Source organism: Ralstonia sp. A12, from assembly GCF_000801955.1.
In the GTDB taxonomy this organism is placed as follows: Bacteria; Pseudomonadota; Gammaproteobacteria; order Burkholderiales; family Burkholderiaceae; genus Ralstonia.
The window spans coordinates 68795-87336 of record NZ_JSZO01000006.1 but is presented as its reverse complement, the minus strand read 5'-3'; the positions used below and the strand labels follow the sequence as shown (position 1 = coordinate 87336).

At 63.3% G+C, this 18542-nt stretch carries 16 protein-coding genes and 1 pseudogene; 12 read left to right on the top strand and 5 right to left on the bottom strand.

Features of this window, described 5'->3' with window-relative positions; all coding sequences use genetic code 11:
- The first annotated feature begins 11 nt into the window (after positions 1 to 11).
- Entirely contained in the window at positions 12 to 2138 is a 2127-nt protein-coding gene (locus PI87_RS09410) for an ATP-dependent DNA helicase (RefSeq protein WP_039597452.1), read from the top strand.
- 66 nt (positions 2139 to 2204) lie between these two features.
- On the opposite strand, the gene PI87_RS09405 is transcribed toward PI87_RS09410, so the two are convergent.
- The gene (locus tag PI87_RS09405; protein ID WP_039597451.1) at positions 2205 to 3050 is read right to left on the bottom strand and encodes an outer membrane protein assembly factor BamD; all 846 of its coding nucleotides are present in this window, start codon (positions 3048 to 3050) and stop codon (positions 2205 to 2207) included.
- 15 nt (positions 3051 to 3065) lie between these two features.
- On the opposite strand from PI87_RS09405, the gene PI87_RS09400 reads away from it, so the two are divergent.
- Together PI87_RS09400 and pgeF are read left to right on the top strand one after the other, a co-directional pair.
- On the top strand, positions 3066 to 4178 hold the full coding sequence (locus PI87_RS09400; protein WP_039597450.1) for an RluA family pseudouridine synthase: 1113 nt from the start codon (positions 3066 to 3068) through the stop codon (positions 4176 to 4178).
- Positions 4162 to 4971 carry a peptidoglycan editing factor PgeF gene (pgeF, locus tag PI87_RS09395; protein WP_039597449.1) on the top strand — a complete coding sequence of 270 codons (810 nt, stop codon included), beginning with the start codon at positions 4162 to 4164 and terminating at the stop codon, positions 4969 to 4971. Before PI87_RS09400 ends, pgeF begins: the two co-directional genes overlap by 17 nt.
- A 12-nt stretch (positions 4972 to 4983) precedes the next feature.
- Here pgeF and PI87_RS09390 read toward each other — a convergent pair whose 3' ends face one another.
- Positions 4984 to 5196, bottom strand: coding sequence for a hypothetical protein (locus PI87_RS09390; protein WP_039597575.1), 213 nt, complete (start codon positions 5194 to 5196; stop codon positions 4984 to 4986).
- A gap of 277 nt (positions 5197 to 5473) precedes the next feature.
- Here PI87_RS09390 and phaC point away from each other — a divergent pair, with 277 nt between their 5' ends.
- The 9 genes from phaC (at position 5474) to PI87_RS09345 (ending at position 16255) form a co-directional block, all read left to right on the top strand.
- Positions 5474 to 7270 (top strand): class I poly(R)-hydroxyalkanoic acid synthase, encoded by a 1797-nt coding sequence (phaC, locus tag PI87_RS09385; protein WP_039597448.1) that lies wholly within the window; start codon positions 5474 to 5476, stop codon positions 7268 to 7270.
- Between the two features lie 90 nt (positions 7271 to 7360).
- On the top strand, positions 7361 to 8542 hold the full coding sequence (locus PI87_RS09380; RefSeq protein ID WP_039597447.1) for an acetyl-CoA C-acetyltransferase: 1182 nt from the start codon (positions 7361 to 7363) through the stop codon (positions 8540 to 8542).
- Positions 8543 to 8653: 111 nt separating this feature from the next.
- Positions 8654 to 9394, top strand: coding sequence for a 3-ketoacyl-ACP reductase (locus PI87_RS09375; RefSeq protein ID WP_039597446.1), 741 nt, complete (start codon positions 8654 to 8656; stop codon positions 9392 to 9394).
- Positions 9395 to 9801: 407 nt separating this feature from the next.
- Complete coding sequence (gene phaR, locus PI87_RS09370; protein WP_021194616.1) at positions 9802 to 10356, top strand: polyhydroxyalkanoate synthesis repressor PhaR; 555 nt, start codon at positions 9802 to 9804, stop codon at positions 10354 to 10356.
- A gap of 198 nt (positions 10357 to 10554) precedes the next feature.
- Positions 10555 to 11535, top strand: a complete 981-nt coding sequence (locus PI87_RS09365; RefSeq protein ID WP_039597445.1) for a tRNA dihydrouridine synthase — start codon at positions 10555 to 10557, stop codon at positions 11533 to 11535.
- A 67-nt stretch (positions 11536 to 11602) separates the two neighbouring features.
- On the top strand, positions 11603 to 12964 hold the full coding sequence (rimO, locus tag PI87_RS09360; RefSeq protein WP_031329281.1) for a 30S ribosomal protein S12 methylthiotransferase RimO: 1362 nt from the start codon (positions 11603 to 11605) through the stop codon (positions 12962 to 12964).
- Positions 12965 to 13070: 106 nt separating this feature from the next.
- Positions 13071 to 14255: a beta-ketothiolase BktB gene (gene bktB / locus PI87_RS09355; RefSeq protein WP_039597444.1), complete on the top strand. Its 1185-nt coding sequence runs from the start codon at positions 13071 to 13073 to the stop codon at positions 14253 to 14255.
- Entirely contained in the window at positions 14230 to 14979 is a 750-nt protein-coding gene (locus PI87_RS09350; protein WP_039597443.1) for a hypothetical protein, read from the top strand. Before bktB ends, PI87_RS09350 begins: the two co-directional genes overlap by 26 nt.
- Before the next feature lie 64 nt (positions 14980 to 15043).
- Entirely contained in the window at positions 15044 to 16255 is a 1212-nt protein-coding gene (locus PI87_RS09345) for a cystathionine beta-lyase (RefSeq protein WP_039597574.1), read from the top strand.
- A 76-nt stretch (positions 16256 to 16331) separates the two neighbouring features.
- On the opposite strand, the pseudogene PI87_RS29920 reads toward PI87_RS09345, so the two are convergent.
- The 3 genes and pseudogenes from PI87_RS29920 to serB form a co-directional block, all read right to left on the bottom strand.
- Positions 16332 to 16448: pseudogene (locus tag PI87_RS29920) on the bottom strand (DUF1016 domain-containing protein); the annotation flags it as partial.
- A 216-nt stretch (positions 16449 to 16664) separates the two neighbouring features.
- Positions 16665 to 17522, bottom strand: coding sequence for a DUF2071 domain-containing protein (locus PI87_RS09340; RefSeq protein WP_039597442.1), 858 nt, complete (start codon positions 17520 to 17522; stop codon positions 16665 to 16667).
- Between the two features lie 111 nt (positions 17523 to 17633).
- Positions 17634 to 18491: a phosphoserine phosphatase SerB gene (serB, locus tag PI87_RS09335; protein WP_039597441.1), complete on the bottom strand. Its 858-nt coding sequence runs from the start codon at positions 18489 to 18491 to the stop codon at positions 17634 to 17636.
- Positions 18492 to 18542: the final 51 nt, after the last annotated feature.

Here is an 18542-nt window from a genome sequence, read left to right as displayed (position 1 = left end):
ACTTTCCTCCGTTGACTTCGCTTTCCCCGCTCACCGAGCCGTCGAGTGAATCCGATGCTGTTGGTGACACCTCTGCTCCCGTAGCCGTTCCCGTTGATGTCCACCATGCTGAGTTGGCGACGCTCTTCGCCGATGACGGCACGCTGGCCAAAGGCATCGATTCGTATCGGCCGCGCAGCTCGCAACTGACGATGGCGCAGGCCGTGGCCAATGCCATCGAGGCTGCCGATTCGCTCATCGTCGAGGCTGGCACGGGCACGGGCAAGACCTACGCGTACCTTGTTCCCGCGATGTTGTGGGGCGGTAAGGTGATTCTGTCCACGGGGACGAAGAATCTGCAGGACCAGCTCTTCCTGCGCGATATTCCCACCGTGCGCAAGGCGCTGAGCGCGCCGGTGTCGGTCGCACTGCTCAAGGGGCGCGCAAACTACGTCTGCCATTACCACCTGGAGCGCACGTCGCAGAATGGGCGTTTGTCTTCTCGGCAGGATGCAGCCTGGCTGCGTCAGATCAACCTCTTCCTGAAGACCACGAAGACCGGCGACAAGGCCGAGATGTCCACCGTGCCCGAGAACGCGCCGGTGTGGAACCTCGTCACGTCCACGCGCGACAATTGCCTCGGTTCGGAGTGCGCGTACTACAAGGACTGCTTCGTCATGCGCGCCCGCAAAGAGGCGCAGCAGGCCGATGTGGTGGTAGTCAACCATCACCTGTTCTTTGCCGACGTCATGTTGAAGGACACCGGCATGGCCGAGCTGCTGCCGGCGGCCAACACGATCATCTTCGACGAAGCGCACCAGTTGCCCGAGACCGCCACGCTGTTCTTCGGCGAGACGATCTCGACCAACCAGATTCTGGAGCTGGCACGCGATGCCGTGGCCGAAGGCCTGTCGCATGCACGCGATGCGGTGGACTGGGTTGCCATTGCCGCGCCGCTGGAGCGCGCTGCGCGTGATTTGCGCTTGGTGTTTCGTCAGGACGGTGCGCGCTTGTCGATCAAGCAAATCGACAGCGATCAGGCGACCGCCAAGCCGTTCTACGAAGTGCTGCCCAAGCTGGAGCAGGCGCTGTCGGATTTCACGGGCGCGTTGGAGGCCCAGGCCGAACGTGCTGAGACCATCGAGCAGTGCCATCGCCGCGCCGCCGCGCTGTGCGACCAGCTGGACGCGTGGGCGAATCCCAAGTCCGCCAAGCCCGCGCCCGTGGTGAAGAACGAAGAGGGCGAGACGGTGGAAACCGCCCCCGTCGATGAGCGCGTGCGCTGGGTCGAGGTGTTCGCCAATTCCGTGCAACTGCATCTGACGCCGCTGTCCATCGCGCCGATCTTTTCGCGCCAGCGCGCGGGTCAGCCACGCGCGTGGATTTTCACCTCGGCCACGCTGTCGGTACGCGGCAACTTCACGCACTACGCGGCGCAGCTTGGGCTCAATCGTGATCGGTCGATGATGCTGGACAGCCCATTCGACTATGCATCGCAGGGCTTGCTGTATGTGCCGCGCGATCTGCCGCAACCGAGCGATCCGCGCTTTACTGACGCGGTGCTCGACGCGGCCTTGCCGATGATCGAGGCGGCGGGCGGCAAGACCTTCGTGCTGTGCACGACGCTGCGTGCGGTCAATCGCGCGGCCGAGCGGCTGACCGATGAGTTTGCGCAGCGCGGCTGGGATTTTCCGTTGCTCGTGCAGGGGCAGGCCAGCCGCACGGAGTTGCTCGACCGCTTCCGCACGCTTGGCAATGCTGTGCTGATCGGCAGCCAGAGTTTCTGGGAAGGCGTGGACGTACGCGGCGAGGCGTTGTCGCTGGTCGTGATCGACAAGCTGCCGTTTGCGCCGCCCGATGACCCCGTGCTGAGCGCGCGCATGGAAGCGCTGGAAAAGAAAGGCTTGAGCCCGTTCGCCGTACACCAGTTGCCGCATGCCGTCATCACGCTCAAGCAAGGGGCGGGGCGGTTGATCCGCTCCGAGACCGATCGTGGCGTGCTGATGATCTGCGACCCGCGCCTGGTGGAAAAATCCTACGGCCGGCAGATCTGGCAGAGCCTGCCGCCGTTCAAGCGCACGCGTGAGGCGGACACAGCAGCAGGCTTTCTGCGCTCGCTGCAGTCGGACGATCCGCCAGCGGACGCCGCATCAGACTGACGCTGACGCACAAATAAAAAGCCCGGCCAATCGACCGGGCTTTTTACTGTACTGTTCAAGCCTTGCTTACCACATCTGGTACCAGGGCTTGTCTTTCTTGCGCTGACCGTAGGCGAGGAAATCGCTGTTCGGGTAGTTCTGCTTGATGATGCGTTCAGTGTCGTCGCGCATGTCCTTCATGCCCAGCGCCTCGTACGACTTCATCATGATGTACAGCGCTTCCTCAACAGCCGGGGCGCGGTCGTAATCCTTGATGGCGTCCTGTGCGCGGTTGACGGCGGCCAGGTATGCGCCGCGGCGGTAGTAGTAGCGTGCAGCGCCCACTTCATGCTCGGCCATCGCGTTGACGATGTACTGCATGCGTGCGGTGGCGTCCGGCGTGTACTTGCTGTTCGGGAAGCGCGTGATCAGCGTCTTGAACGCGTCGTAAGCAGCGCGGGCCGCCTTCGGGTCGCGCTCGCTCAGGTCCTGGTTCGAGAAGCGGCCAAGCCAGCCCAGGTTGTCGTTGAAGTTGATCAGGCCCTTGAGGTAGTAGGCGTAATCGACGCTGGGGTGGTTTGGGTGCAACTGGATGAAGCGATCAACCGCGGCCAGTGCGGCAGCAGTTTCGCCATCCTTGTAGTTGGCATAAGCGGTTTCGATCTGCGCTTGCTGAGCAAACGGGCCGAACGGGTAGCGGCTTTCGAGCTTTTCGTAGTACTTGACGGCCTTGGCGTAGTCGCCGCCATTCAGCGAATCCTTCGCTTCAGAATATAATTTGTTGGCTGACCAGCCAGCCGTTTCGTCTTGCTGTTCCGGCAGGATGCCGCAGGCCGAAATGGTCAGGCATGCCATACCTACCGCCAACACTGCTCCGATTTGTGCGCGGATTCGTACACCAAAACGCGCCTGCTTTACGCTCGTGACCGACATGGGCACCTTTTCTCAATGAAAAATCGCATCAAGGATTATAGCCCAAGCCCTGTGTCAGACGACGCTGCGGCTGACGTTTCCATCACTTCGCAAGAAACGGATGACGCGCTCGACGATGAGGCGCTCGACCTGTCTGCTGCGAGTGGTGCAGAGGCAGCCGAGCCGGTTGTCGTCGAGGTTCCCGAAGTTCTGCACGGTGAACGCTTGGACAAAGCGCTCGCCAAGCTGTTGCCCGATTACTCGCGCAGCCGCCTGCAGCAATGGATCGACGCCGGTGCCGTGCGCATGGATGGCGCCGCGGTGCGCCCGCGCGCAGCGGTATCCGGTGGCGCTCGCATCGAGGTCGTGCCACAACGCGCGGCTGACGAGAACGCTTTCGTGGCCGAGCCGATCGACTTGGACGTCGTCTACGAAGACGACACGCTGCTCGTCATCAACAAGCCCGCCGGCCTAGTTGTGCATCCGGCAGCCGGCAACTGGAGCGGCACTGTGCTCAACGGGCTGTTGCATCGCTATCCCGACGCCGCCGAGCTGCCGCGCGCCGGCATTGTGCATCGGCTGGACAAGGAGACCTCCGGCCTGATGGTCGTCGCGCGCACGTTGCCTGCGCAGACCGATCTCGTACGCCAGTTGCAGGCCCGCACGGTCAAGCGGACGTACCTGGCGCTGGTCTGGGGTGAGACGCCGGAAGAGGCCACCATCGACGCACCGATCGGCCGCGACCCGCGTGACCGCACCCGCATGGCCATCATTGAGACAGCCAGCGGCAAGCAGGCCCGCACGCATTTCAAGACGCTTGATGTGGTGGATCTGGGGCGTGCACAGGTGTCGCTGGTGCGCTGCCAGCTGGAGACCGGCCGTACGCACCAGATTCGCGTGCACTTTGAATCCGAGGGCCACCCGCTGCTGGGCGACCCGGTGTACACGCGCAACTTCCGTCGCGGTAGGCCGCAGACGATCAAGGCGCAACTGCCGGTGCCGTTTGCACGGCAAGCGCTGCATGCCGTGCGCCTGGGGCTCGTACACCCTGCATCCGGCAAGTCCGTCCACTGGACGGCCGAGGTGCCCGACGATTTCGCGGAACTGATGGAAGCCCTGGACCTGGACCCCGATGTCGATTTCACCTGATTGGATCACTCCCGACTGGCCAGCGCATCCGCGTGTCAAGGCGCTGGCGACCACGCGGCTGGGTGGGGTCAGCACCGGCCCCTATGGTCTGGCCGGCGGCCTGCCGGGCGGGCTTAACCTCGGCCAGCACGTGGGCGATGCATCGGATGCCGTTGAGGAGAATCGTCGCATCCTGCGTGCCGCCGTTCCCGCGGAACCGGCATGGATGGAACAGGTGCATGGCACCGGCGTGGCGGACCTGGATCAACTCACGGACGTGTCGACACCCGTGGTGGCCGACGCAGCAGTAGCGTCCTGGCGCGATCGTGTCTGCGTGGTCATGACGGCCGATTGCCTGCCTGTTCTGCTGAGTGACGCGCGTGGCGTGACCATCGGGGCAGCGCACGCCGGTTGGCGTGGCCTGTGCGGTGGCGTGATCGAGCGCACGGTCGACGCGATGATGCAACGGCTGCGTGCCTGCGGTCAGGAGGCCGATCCGACATGGCTGGCATGGCTGGGGCCCGCCATCGGCCCATCGTGCTTCGAAGTGGGGGCAGAAGTGCGCCAAGCCTTTATTGACGCGGCTCAGCAAGATGAGCTGCCGGCTACCGAGGTGGCGTTTGTCAATGGCGTATCGGAAGGGAAGTTCTTCGCCGATCTCTATGCGCTGGCCCGGCTGCGGCTGGCACGTGTCGGCTGTACGGATGTGTACGGCGGGGGCTTGTGCACGATGACGGACGCCGATCGCTTCTATTCGTATCGCCGGGAGCGAACGACTGGCCGCATGGCCACGCTGATCTGGCGCACTGAGTGACGCTGACTGGCGTCAGGTGGCGCTGTCGATGGATGCGGCGGCGTTTTTCTCTGCTTCCTGCGCTAGCCGGCGCCGTTTGCGTGCCGGTGAGCCGACAATCCACAAAAAGAGCGACAGCGGCGCTAGGCCGTACAGGATGAATGTGCCGATACCGGCAACCCACGATTGCTCAGTCAAGGACATCATCAGGACAACGTAAAGCCAGGCAATGGCGACGATATACATGGCGGGAAGGCGCCCGGCGCTTATGCAAATGGAGCAATAGTGCAGTCTCGCACGAAATTGCCCCGGTTCGACCATAGCCTGCCGCTGCACTTAGCCATTTGGTGTGCGTCGCTTTGGGGCGGATTCGGCAAAACCCGCACTGGATCACGGTTTACAAGCAATCAACGGTCAACTCCGATTGACAGCCTTGAAACGGCAAGGCAACAATGCCCTGGAATACTGCGATATGCGCCGCACAACCACCCGGAGCGGCGCGTATCGTACGCATGAGGGCACTATGGCAACGCGTCAATCCGCATCTTCCAAAGCATCTAGCGCCCACACCCAAGCCCCCTGGCAGGGCTTGTCGGATCCGGCACAATGGGCTGAGCAATTCAAGCAATGGCAAGCCTACGCGGGCGCATTCGCCCAGCCTGGCGCTGCCGCTCCTGGCCTCGGCCAGTTCAATGGCACGCAGATGATGGGCGAGGGCGCAGTGCCCTTCGCATTGATCCCACCTGAACGCCTGGCTGAAATCCAGCAGAAATACCTCGAAGAATGGCTCCAGATCTGGCGTCATATGAGCACGGGCGATAGCGCCGAAGCCGTCGCGCCGTCGGACCGCCGCTTTGCCAACGAGGCTTGGCGCAACAGCCCGCTCTATGGCTATGCCGCCGCCTTCTATGTGCTCAACGCCCGTACGCTGATGGAAATGGCCGATGCCGTGCAGGCCGATGCCAAGACCCGCGAGCGTGTGCGTTTTGCGGTGTCGCAATGGACTGCTGCCATGTCGCCGTCCAACTTCCTGGCGACGAACCCGGAAGCGCAGAAGCAACTGCTTGAATCGCGCGGCGAGTCCCTGCGTACCGGCATCCTGAATATGCTGCAGGACATGGAGCGGGGCAAGATCTCGCAGACCGACGAGACGGCGTTCGAGATCGGCCGCAACGTGGCCAACAGCGAAGGCGCGGTCGTCTTCGAGAACGACTACTTCCAGCTCATCCAGTACAAGCCACTGACGGCCAAGGTGCACGCGCGCCCGCTCCTGCTGGTGCCGCCGTGCATCAACAAGTACTACATCCTTGATTTGCAGCCGGCCAACTCGCTGGTGCGCTATGCGGTGGAACAGGGCAACACGGTGTTCCTGGTGTCGTGGCGCAATCCCGATGTCAGCATGGCCTCGCGCACTTGGGAGGACTACATCGAGGGCGGCGCGATTGAAGCCATTCGCGTGGCGCGTGAGATCTCGGCGCAGGACCAGATCAACGTGCTGGGCTTCTGCGTAGGCGGCACGATTCTCTCCACGGCGCTGGCGGTATTGGCGGCGCGAGGCGCGCATCCCGCCGCAAGCCTGACCTTGCTGACCACGCTGCTGGACTTTACCGACACCGGCATCCTGGATGTCTTTGTGGATCAGGCCCAGGTGGAGATGCGTGAGCAGACCATCGGTGCAAGTGCGCCGACTGGCCCCGGCTTGTTGCGCGGGGTGGAGCTGGCGAACACCTTCTCGTTCCTGCGCCCGAACGATCTGGTCTGGAACTACGTGGTCGAGAACTATCTGAAGGGTAAGACACCCGCGCCGTTCGACCTGCTGTACTGGAACGGCGATTCAACCAACCTGCCGGGCCCTTGGTACTGCTGGTATCTGCGCCATACCTACTTGCAGAACGACCTGAAGGAACCGGGCAAGTTGACGGTGGGTGGTACGCCTGTCGACCTTGGCAAGATCGACGTGCCGGTCTACATCTACGGTTCCCGTGAAGACCATATCGTCCCGTGGCAATCGGCGTATGCATCGGTACCGCTGCTCAATGGCAAGCGGCGCTTCGTGCTGGGCGCTTCGGGGCATATCGCCGGTGTCATCAACCCGCCGGCGGCAAACAAGCGTTCTCACTGGATCAATACCAAACTGCCCGAGACCGCCGACGCGTGGTTCGAGGGCGCCAAAGAACACCCGGGCAGTTGGTGGCCCGACTGGTCGGCTTGGCTGGCATCCCATGCTGGCGCACAAAAGGCCGCCCCCAAACGCTATGGCAATGCAGACCACCCGGAGATCGAGCCGGCACCTGGTCGCTATGTCAAACAGAAGGCGTAATATCGCGCGCAAGACGCCATGTTGGCCGGCCTAGCCGGACGGCTGACGGCGCCCTCCGCATAACCCCCTTTGACTGTGGAAGGAAAGCAAATGACCGAAGTTGTGATCGTATCGGCGGTCCGTACCGCCGTGGGTAAGTTTGGTGGTTCGCTGGCGAAGATTCCCGCGCCTGAACTGGGTGCAGCTGTGATTCGAGAGGCGCTGTCGCGCGCCAAGGTCTCGCCGGATCAGATTAGCGAAGTCATCATGGGCCAGGTGCTGACGGCCGGTTCGGGGCAGAACCCGGCGCGCCAGGCTGTCATCAAGGCTGGGCTGCCCAACATGGTGCCGGGCTTGACCATCAACAAGGTGTGCGGTTCGGGTCTGAAGGCCGTGATGCTGGCGGCCAACGCCATCATTGCGGGCGACGCAGACATCGTTGTGGCTGGCGGTCAGGAGAACATGTCCGCCGCGCCGCACGTGCTGCCGGGTTCGCGTGACGGTTTCCGCATGGGGGACGCCAAACTTATCGATTCGATGATTGTGGACGGGCTGTGGGACGTCTACAACCAGTACCACATGGGCATCACCGCCGAGAACGTCGCCAAGGAATACGGCATCACGCGCGAGGCGCAGGACGAGTTTGCTGTGGCCTCGCAGAACAAGGCGGAAGCCGCGCAGAAGTCCGGTCGCTTCAACGACGAAATCGTTCCGATTCTGATTCCGCAACGTAAGGGCGATCCGATCGCCTTCACGCAGGATGAATTCGTTCGTCACGGCGCGACGCTGGATTCGATGGCTGGCCTGAAGCCCGCCTTTGACAAGGCTGGCACCGTTACGGCGGCCAATGCCTCGGGTCTGAATGATGGCGCTGCTGCGGTGGTCGTGATGTCTGCGGCCAAGGCCAAGGAACTGGGCCTGACGCCGCTGGCCACCATCCGAGCCTACGCTAGCGCTGGCCTGGATCCGAAGGTGATGGGCATGGGGCCGGTGCCGGCTTCCAAGCGCTGCCTGTCGCGCGCCGGCTGGTCGGTGGATGACCTGGATCTGATGGAGATCAACGAGGCGTTTGCCGCGCAGGCGCTGGCCGTGCATCAGCAGATGGGCTGGGATACGTCCAAGGTGAACGTCAATGGTGGTGCGATCGCCATCGGTCACCCGATTGGCGCATCGGGCTGCCGCATCCTGGTGACGCTGCTGCACGAGATGCAGAAGCGTGATGCGAAGAAGGGCCTGGCCTCGCTGTGTATCGGCGGCGGCATGGGCGTGGCGCTGGCAGTCGAGCGTCCGTAAATCTTTGTAGTGTTATCGGCGTGCGCTGAACGAATGCAGCGCACGCCGATCCGAAGCATCTCCGTTTGAGAAAAGCTCAGGCGGCTCCAACAACAAGGACTAGGAGTGGACATGACCAAACGCATCGCATACGTCACCGGTGGCATGGGCGGTATCGGAACGGCGATTTGCCAGCGCTTGGCGCGCGACGGCTTTATCGTCGTCGCAGGTTGCGGCCCGAATTCGCCGCGCAAGGCAAAGTGGCTCGAGCAGCAGAAGGCGCTGGGCTTTGATTTCGTCCCGTCCGAGGGCAACGTCGGCGATTGGGAGTCGACCAAGGCCGCGTTCGACAAGGTCAAGGCCGAAGTGGGTGAGGTGGATGTTCTCATCAACAACGCCGGCATCACGCGCGACGTGGTCTTCCGCAAGATGACCCGCGCAGATTGGGACGCCGTGATCGACACCAACCTCACGTCGCTGTTCAACGTGACCAAGCAGGTGATTGACGGCATGGTGGATCGTGGCTGGGGCCGCATCGTCAACATTTCGTCGGTGAATGGCCAGAAGGGGCAGTTTGGCCAGACCAACTACTCGACGGCCAAGGCCGGCCTGCACGGCTTCACGATGGCGTTGGCGCAGGAAGTGGCCACCAAGGGCGTGACGGTCAACACTGTGTCGCCGGGCTATATCGCCACCGATATGGTGAAAGCGATTCGTCAGGATGTGCTCGACAAGATCGTCGGCACGATCCCGGTCAAACGCTTGGGCGAGCCGACTGAAATCGCTTCGATCTGCGCGTGGCTGTCGTCCGAGGAGTCGGGCTTCTCCACCGGCGCGGACTTCTCCCTCAACGGCGGCCTGCACATGGGCTGACCTTCAAACGCCCACGCTGCGGCAATGCTGCAGTATGGGCGCAGCAATTTTTCCCCTGAAAATCGTTTGGTGCTGCGATGCTTAAGTGCGTCGCAGCAGCGTGTTTGTGTCGCCTGTCGACGTGCATCTGGGTGCGTCAGTCGTATCAAAATGCTGCGGGTTTTCACCGGGGGAGGTCGCCTTTTCTTTGCAGGGCGATCCGCATAGAATCCAATCACGGAGGCGCTCCGCAGGGAGACACGGGGCGTCCGATCATAACCGGATGCATCTGCGCTGAGTCTGCATTGAAGCATTCGCACGCAGATCGGAGCAGCCGGGCAACCGCGTATTTTGCTGCACCGCTTGGTGTAGTCATTTCGCACTGCATCGGCTGCACCGCAGCAGCATCGCCAACACGGAAAGGCACGATGGCCACCAGCAAGAAGGGCACCGAACGGCTGATCAAGAAATATCCCAACCGCCGGCTCTACGATACCCAGACCAGTACCTACATCACGCTGGCAGACGTTAAGCAGCTCGTGATGGAAACCGAGGAGTTTCGCGTGGTCGACGCGAAGTCCGGTGAGGACCTGACCCGCAGCATCCTGCTGCAGATCATTCTGGAAGAAGAAACCGGCGGTGTGCCGATGTTCTCCGGCTCGATGCTGGCGCAGATCATCCGCTTCTACGGCAACGCCATGCAGGGGATGATGGGCACTTATCTGGAAAAGAACATCCAGGCATTCGTCGACATCCAGAGCAAGCTGGCCGAGAACTCGAAGGATCTCTACAGCGGCAACAGTTTCAACCCCGACATGTGGTCGCAGTTCATGAACATGCAGGGGCCGATGATGCAGGGCATGATGAGCAACTACATCGAGCAGAGCAAAAACCTGTTCGTGCAGATGCAGGAGCAGATGCAGAGTCAGGCCAAGAACATGTTCGGGACGTTCCCGTTCAATCAGCCGCCCGAGAAGAAGTAAGTCGAGTCGACTCGGCGCACGAAGGCGAATCGCATGGCGGTTCGCCTTTTTCGTTTTGGGGCGCGAGATAGGGCGGCAGGGTAAAATATGGGTCCTTCAGGTGAGGCATGCGTCTCATCGACGATCATGTTTCCCGCCCCGGTTTCCCATGTTTGATGTCCGTCCTCGGCTTGCGCGCCGGTTGCCCTCCGTTTTCGCATGAGCCGGCTTTTGCTTGCCCCCATGGAAGGGGTCGCGGATTTCGTCATGCGAGACGTGTTGACGCAGGCGGGCGGCTACGACGGGTGCGTCTCGGAATTCATCCGGGTGACGGGCTCCGTGCTGCCTTTGCGCACCTACGAGCGGGAGACTCCCGAGATCGCCAACGGCGGCCATACCGCCAGTGGCACGCCGATGGTCGTCCAGTTTTTGGGTAGCGATCCGGAATGGTTGGCTCGGAATGCCGCGTACGCTGCGACCCTGTCACCGCATGGAATCGACCTGAACTTTGGCTGCCCGGCCAAGGTCGTGAACCGCCACGGCGGCGGCGCCATGCTGCTCTCCACGCCAGAGGTGCTGCACGACATCGTGCGCGCCGTGCGGGCGGCGGTGCCGGCCCACATTTCGGTGACGGCCAAGATGCGGCTCGGTGTCTCCGATACCTCGCGGGCGATCGACTGTGCCACGGCGTTGGCTGAAGGCGGTGCAGAATCGCTGGTCGTGCATGCGCGCACACGAGATCACGGCTATCGCCCGCCTGCCCACTGGGATTGGATTGCCCGCATTGCCGATGCCGTCAGCGTGCCCGTGACCGCCAACGGCGAAGTCTGGACCGTGGGCGATTGGGAGCGCTGTCGCGCGGTCAGTGGCTGTGACGACGTGATGATCGGGCGCGGTGCCGTGTCCGATCCGTTCCTGGCGCAGCGCATTCGCGGGCAGATGGAGCAAGCGCCGTCCGCTGCTGAATGGCCGATCGTGCTTGGTTATCTCGCCGATTATCTGAAGAAGCTGCACGCGCGCATCCAGGCTAAACACGAGCATGGGCGCGTCAAATTGTGGCTCAGCTATCTCAAGCGGACGTGGCCGCAGGCCGCGGAGCTGCACGATGCGATCCGCCGGTTGCAGGAAGCGATGGAAATCGAGCGCGTGATTGAGCAAATGCAGCTCCGGCTTGGTCGCCCTAGCACGGCAAACGGTTAAAATACGCAAACCGCGCTGCACCCCCGTGTGTGCGGCGCAAATCCTCTCCCCACATCAGGTTGTCCCCATGTCCGACGTCAGTACCCAGAGCCCCAAGGTAGGCTTCGTTTCGCTTGGTTGCCCCAAAGCCTTGGTCGATTCCGAGCAGATCATCACCCAACTGCGCGCAGAGGGGTATGAGATCTCCGGTACGTACGGCGGGGCCGATCTGGTGGTCGTCAACACCTGTGGCTTCATCGACGAGGCCGTGCAGGAAAGCCTGGACGCCATTGGCGAGGCGCTGGCCGAGAACGGCAAAGTGATCGTGACCGGTTGCCTGGGCGCCAAGAAGGACGCTGCAGGCCAGGACATCATCACCAGCGTGCACCCGAAGGTGCTGGCGGTAACCGGCCCCCACGCGCTGGGCGAAGTGATGGAAGCGGTGCACACGCATCTGCCCAAGCCGCATGACCCGTTCATCGATCTGGTGCCGCCGCAAGGCATCAAGCTCACGCCCAAGCACTACGCGTATCTGAAGATTTCCGAGGGCTGCAACCACCGTTGCAGCTTCTGCATCATCCCGTCGATGCGCGGCGATCTGGTCTCGCGCCCCGTGGCGGAAGTGATGCTGGAGGCGGAAAACCTGCTGAAGGCCGGTGTGAAGGAGCTGCTCGTCATCTCGCAGGACACCAGCGCGTACGGCGTCGACGTTAAATTCCGCACTGGTTTCTGGAATGGCCGCCCGCTGAAGACGCGTATGACTGAGCTGGTGGCCGCGTTGGGCGAACTGGCCTCGCAGTACGGCGCCTGGGTGCGTCTGCATTACGTCTACCCGTATCCGAGCGTGGATGAGGTGATGCCGCTGATGGCCGAGGGCAAGGTGCTGCCGTACCTCGACGTGCCGCTGCAGCACGCCCACCCGGACGTTCTCAAGCGCATGAAGCGCCCGGCCAACGCCGAGAAGACCCTCGACCGCATCCGCGCCTGGCGCGAGGTGTGCCCGGAACTGACCATCCGCAGCACGTTCATCGCCGGTTTCCCGGGCGAGACGGAAGAAGAGTTTCAAACGCTGCTCGACTTCATTGCCGAGGCCGAGCTGGACCGTGTGGGCTGCTTCGCCTACTCGCCGGTAGAAGGCGCAACCGCCAACGACCTGCCGGGCGCGCTGCCCGACGAGGTGCGTGAGGAGCGCCGCGCGCGTTTCATGGAAGTGGCCGAACGTGTGTCGGCCCGCCGTCTGCAGCGCAAGGTCGGCAAGTCGCTGCGCGTGCTGGTGGATGAGGTGAACCAGGAGGGCGGTATCGGCCGTTCGTCGGCGGATGCGCCGGAGATCGACGGTCTGGTCTACATCGCGCCGCCGTCCAAGCCTTACAAGCGCTACAAGGCGGGCGATTTCGTGTCGGTCAAGATTACCGGCGCAGATGGCCATGACCTGTGGGGCGAAGTTTGAGACCTGCGCATCGGCGGGTTGGCTTAGGTAGTTCCACGTAAAATTTTGCGAACGGTCGTTCATTTATACTGGCCGCCATCCGATTTCTAATTGCATGGAGACAGAAATGGCACGTGAAGTGGTGGTGGTCAGCGGCGTTCGTACCGCAATCGGGACGTTTGGCGGCAGCCTGAAGGATGTGGCGCCGTGCGAGCTGGGTGCGCTGGTGGTGCGCGAGGCATTGGCCCGCGCTGGCGTGAAGGGCGAGGAAGTCGGCCACGTGGTGTTCGGCCACGTGATCAACACCGAGCCGCGCGACATGTATCTCTCGCGCGTGGCGGCCGTGAACGGCGGCGTGTCGGCCGAGACGCCCGCGTTCAACGTCAATCGCCTGTGCGGCTCGGGCCTGCAGGCCGTGGTGAACGCCGCGCAAACCGTTCTGCTGGGTGACGCCGATATCGCCATCGCTGGCGGTGCCGAGAGCATGAGCCGTGCCCCATACCTGGCACCCGCTGCCCGCTGGGGCTCGCGCATGGGCGACGCCAAGATGGTCGACATGATGCTTGGCGCGTTGCACGACCCGTTCCACACCATCCACATGGGTGTGACGGCAGAAAACGTCGCCCGCGAATTCGGCATCAGCCGTGAGCAGCAGGACCAGACCGCGCTGGAATCGCACCAGCGTGCCTCGCGCGCCATCCAGGCCGGCTACTTCAAGGACCAGATCGTTCCGGTGACGATCAAGTCGCGCAAGGGCGACATCCAGTTCGATACCGATGAGCACGTCCGCCACGACGCGACCATCGACGACATGACCAAGCTCAAGCCGGTCTTCGCGAAGGAAAACGGCACCGTGACGGCCGGCAATGCCTCGGGCCTGAATGATGCGGGCGCTGCGCTGGTGCTGATGGAACGTTCGGTGGCAGAGAAGCGCGGGCTGAAACCGCTGGCGCGTCTGGTGTCGTACGGCCATGCTGGTGTGGACCCGAAGATCATGGGCATCGGCCCGGTGCCGGCTACGCGCAAGGCGCTGGAGCGCGCCGGTCTGTCGGTCAAGGATCTGGATGTGATCGAAGCCAATGAGGCGTTTGCTGCGCAGGCTTGCGCAGTGACGAAGGAACTCGGCCTGGACCCGGCCAAGGTCAACCCGAACGGCTCCGGCATTTCGCTCGGCCACCCGATTGGCGCAACGGGCGCTCTGATTACGGTGAAGGCGCTGCACGAGTTGCAACGCATCGGTGGTCGCTACGCACTGGTGACCATGTGCATTGGTGGAGGACAAGGCATTGCGGCGGTGTTTGAACGCATCTGAACGCTTTCTTTCGGTTGAACGCCTGACTTGGCCGGCCGGCGCGCTGCTCGCGCTGGCGTTGGCCACAGGCGTGGCGACGGCGTCTGCGCAGACGCCGTCTGCTAACAACGGTTATGACGTGTCGACCGGCGGCGCCAACGTGCAGCCGGGTGACCTGGGCCTGAATCGCGCCATTGCCGATGGCGACAAGCGACGGGCCGCCAGGGCTGCCAAGGCCGACAATGGGTTCTCCGCCCAGACCGATCAACCCCACGTGCTGCAGCCCCAGCCCGACTACGCGAAATATCCCGTGTACACCGGCGTCATTGGCGACGTGCCGATCCACATGCGCCTCGGACGCAAGACCGGCGAGATCGACAGCGTTCACGGCGAGTACGTTGCCGGCAAGAGCCCGGCCGTGCGTCTCGTGACGGGCGAGTACGAAAACGGCGGCTTCCTGATGGAAGAGTCCGATGACGGCACGAACGTCACCGGCACCTGGGAGGGCGCCATCGACGCGCGCGGCATCGTGCGCGGCACCTGGACCGATGTGGCGCACGGCAGCGGTACGCTGCCATTTGTGCTGCGGCCGGTCGCCGTGGTGGTGATTCCGCCGTACGATGCGGCCGCCAACAGCAATGCTGCAACGCCCGCCACGCCGCTGATGCCCGCCGCACCCGGTCAAGTCTCTCCTGCGCCGGTGCTACCGCCTGTCAATCCCGCGCGATCCAGCGCGCACTGGTAAGCTGCCGGGTCAGTTGCCCGCAGCCGCCATGCGCTGCACGTACGCCACTCGCCAGGACTCTTTCGTGACCGACGATACCAAGCTCCCGCCCAAGTTTCCCGCAACCTTGGCTGTGCATCCGGACCTGAACGTCCCGCCGGGTTTTGCTGCGTTCTCTCATGCCACGCACCGCGCCTCAACCGTGGTGTTCAAGGATCTGGCCGACATGCGTGCGTTCGGCAGTGGCAGTGTGGTGCACTGGCGCTACGGCCTGCATGCCACGCCGACTTCCGACACGTTGTGTCAGGCGCTTGCGCAGATCGAAGGCGGTTCGCATGCGCTGCTGCTGCCCTCGGGCCTGGCGGCGATCTCGCTGGTGTACTTCACGTTCATCAAGTCCGGTGACGATGTGCTCATTCCGGACAACGCCTACGGCCCGAACCGTGACCATGGCGAGTGGATGGCGCGCCAATTCGGCATTACCGTGCGCTACTACGACCCGATGATCGGCGCAGGCATTGCCGACCTGATGCGCCACAACACCAAGCTCGTGTGGCTTGAGGCGCCCGGTTCGGTGACGATGGAAGTGCCCGACTGCACCGCCATCGCCGAGGTAGCCCGTGCGCATGGCGCCTTGACCGCCATCGACAACACGTGGAGCGGCGGCGTGTACTACCAGCCGTTCGCGCACGGCATCGACATCTCCGTGCAGGCGCTGACCAAGTACCAGTCCGGCGGCAGCGATGTGCTGATGGGCGCCACGATCACCAACGACGAGGCGCTGCATCACAAGCTGCTTGCCACGCGCATGCGCATGGGCTGGGGCGTATCGGCCGACGATTGCTATTTCGTGCTGCGCGGCCTGCCGAGCCTGCCGACGCGCCTGGCCGCACACGACGCACATGCACGGGAAGTGGCGGAATGGCTGGCCGATCGACCGGAAGTCGTGCGCGTATTGCATCCGGCGCTGCCCGATTGCCCGGGCCATGAGAACTGGAAGCGCGACTTTACTGGCGCGAGCGGCCTGTTCTCGATCGTGTTGCACGAGCGCTACTCGCAGGCGCAGATCGATGCCTTCATCGAAGGCCTGCGCTACTTCGCGATCGGCTTCTCGTGGGGTGGGGCGAACAGCCTGGCACTGCCGTACAACATCCCATCGATGCGCACGGCCACGGCTTGGCCGCCGGCTGACTGGGAGAGCGCAGGTGGCTTCGTGCGCCTGTACATCGGTCTGGAAGACCCGCGTGATCTGATTGCAGATCTGAAGCAGGCGATGGAGATGCACCTGCGGGCTTGATCTTCCGGCTTCTCAGGACGGTTGCGGCGGGGCGCATGGACGTTGGATCGTCGGCGCCCCGTTTTGTTGGGGGCAGTAACGTTTCCGGCGGGCGCGCGATGGCTTCGGGAGACGGCAACTGATCCTGCTGCTGCTTCGGCAAGCGCTTGGTGATGGCGGAGGTCGCTACGCCAATTGGCTTTCCTGCATCACGCGGATGTCCCAGTACGGGCCCGTCAGTTCCTTGTTGATTGCTGGTAGCACCGCGCCGCCGGTGCGAGCTTCTGGCGGGTGGGCTGCGTTGTCGCCATCGCCATTGCATTGGCATTCCCCTTAATGGGATCGATCCGGGGTCGGCAAGTGCGGGGCATGCACAGGTTAGCGCTGCGTTGATGGCGCCTCGAACGCCTGACTGAATTGTCGAGAAACGCTATAGCAGCCGCTCGGACAGCACGCGGAAGGAGACGTCAGGCACAACGAAGCACATCGGCTCGCCGGTGGCACCGATGCGGGCGAGAAAGTCGTCGCCGCCTACTGGCCCGATTGCTTTCAGTGGGCGCACCGCATCGACGTCGATCGGCAGGTCGATCGACGCATGTGCGAGACGGCCGCAATCCTCGACCTGCGCGATCGCTGCGTGCTGCAGCGACAAAGACGCGACGGCATCTCGCCACCCGTCGAAGAATGGTGCGAATGCATCCGGCAGGGTGCGATCGTCGGTCACTTGTGCCGTGCAGCGCAGTTCCGGCGCACTGCCGGCGCCGCCCGACAGCAACGTGTGGTAGCAGCCGTCTTGCACGGTATGCGTGAAGCGCTGCGCAAGGTGTGACGGCAACGCGTCGGAGAAGAGCCGGGTGCTGAGCGCATAGAGTGGGTGGTTGAACACGTTCTTCACAAACAGCACCGTCCCATCGACCGGCGTTCCGCCCGGCAGTGCATCGACATAGAGACGCCAGTTGCTTTGCAGCGGTGACGGGAACACGCGTCGCAGTGGACCGGCGATGCGCGGGCCGAAGTGCCGGTGTGCATAGGTGAGCGCCGTAAACAGCGTAAGGCCGTTGCGGCTTGCGAGCGTGACGCCTCGCGGCACCAGTGGCGCAACGGCCGCGACGTCGACCACCCACGTGCAATACACGACGTTCTCGACATCGCTGGCGAGTTGGAGGAAGGGCAGTCGCGACATCAGTGCGCGGCGCGCACGCAGTAGCGAGCGGTTCGCGACGATCCGGTTGGTGAGTCGTCCCGCCAGACCGGTGGACGGATGGACAAAGGCGTTGTCGTGGAGCATGGACGCGTTGTGCCGGTGTCGCTGCCTCGGCGGAAGGCATCCCTCGAGGCAATCTATGGCTAGCTTGGAGGCCACCCCATTCCGGTCTGGGGGGGGGCGACTTGAGGTCGATTACTGCTGCGGAAACAGATTCAGCAAGCCGTCCAGGCCGACAACGTTGAACGCCACGTCGGCCTGTGCCTGCACGATGGGCTTGGCGCGGAATGCCACCGACAGGCCCGCCACGCCCATCATCTTCAAGTCGTTCGAGCCGTCACCCATGGCGATGGCGTTGTGCGGCGTGACGCCCATGTCCTTGCAGAACGCCTTGAGCGTTTGCGCCTTCACGTCGGCGTTGACGATCTCGCCGAGCACGCGGCCGGTCAGCTTGCCGTCCACGACTTCCAGCGTATTGGCGCGCGTGCGGTCGAGCCCCAGGCGCTCCTGCAGACGCGAGGTGAAGAAATCGAAGCCGCCCGATACCAGCAGCGTACGGATGCCCATCGCCTGCACGGCCTTAAGCATTTTTTCTGCGCCAAGCGAGAGCTGCAGGCGCTCGTTGTAGACGCGTTCCAGCACGCTCGCATCCAGGCCCTTGAGCAGCTCGACGCGACGCGTCAGGCTTTCGTTGAAATCCTTGATCTCGCCGCGCATCGAAGCTTCGGTGATGGCGGCCACCTGCGGCTTAAGCCCGCAGAAATCAGCAATCTCGTCGATGCACTCGATGGTGATGAGCGTGGAATCCATGTCCATCGCCAGCACGCGGAAGTCACCGAAGGTCCATTCATCTGGAATCCAGGCGTAGTCCAGCTTCAGGTTGGCGCAGATGGCGTCGAGCTGCACGCGCAGCTCGCTGGGCAGTTCATGAACCCACTCGATGGCGGCGACGTTGGGCGCACGCATTTCAAACGCGGCCGTGCCGAACAGGCTGCGGACGGACTCGATCTCGCCAGTGGAGAGTGGCGACAGGCTTTGCAGGACGACAGGCATGGGAGGACGGGGGGAAGGATGCGCCGGGGGAAGCGCGCTATTGTAGCGAAG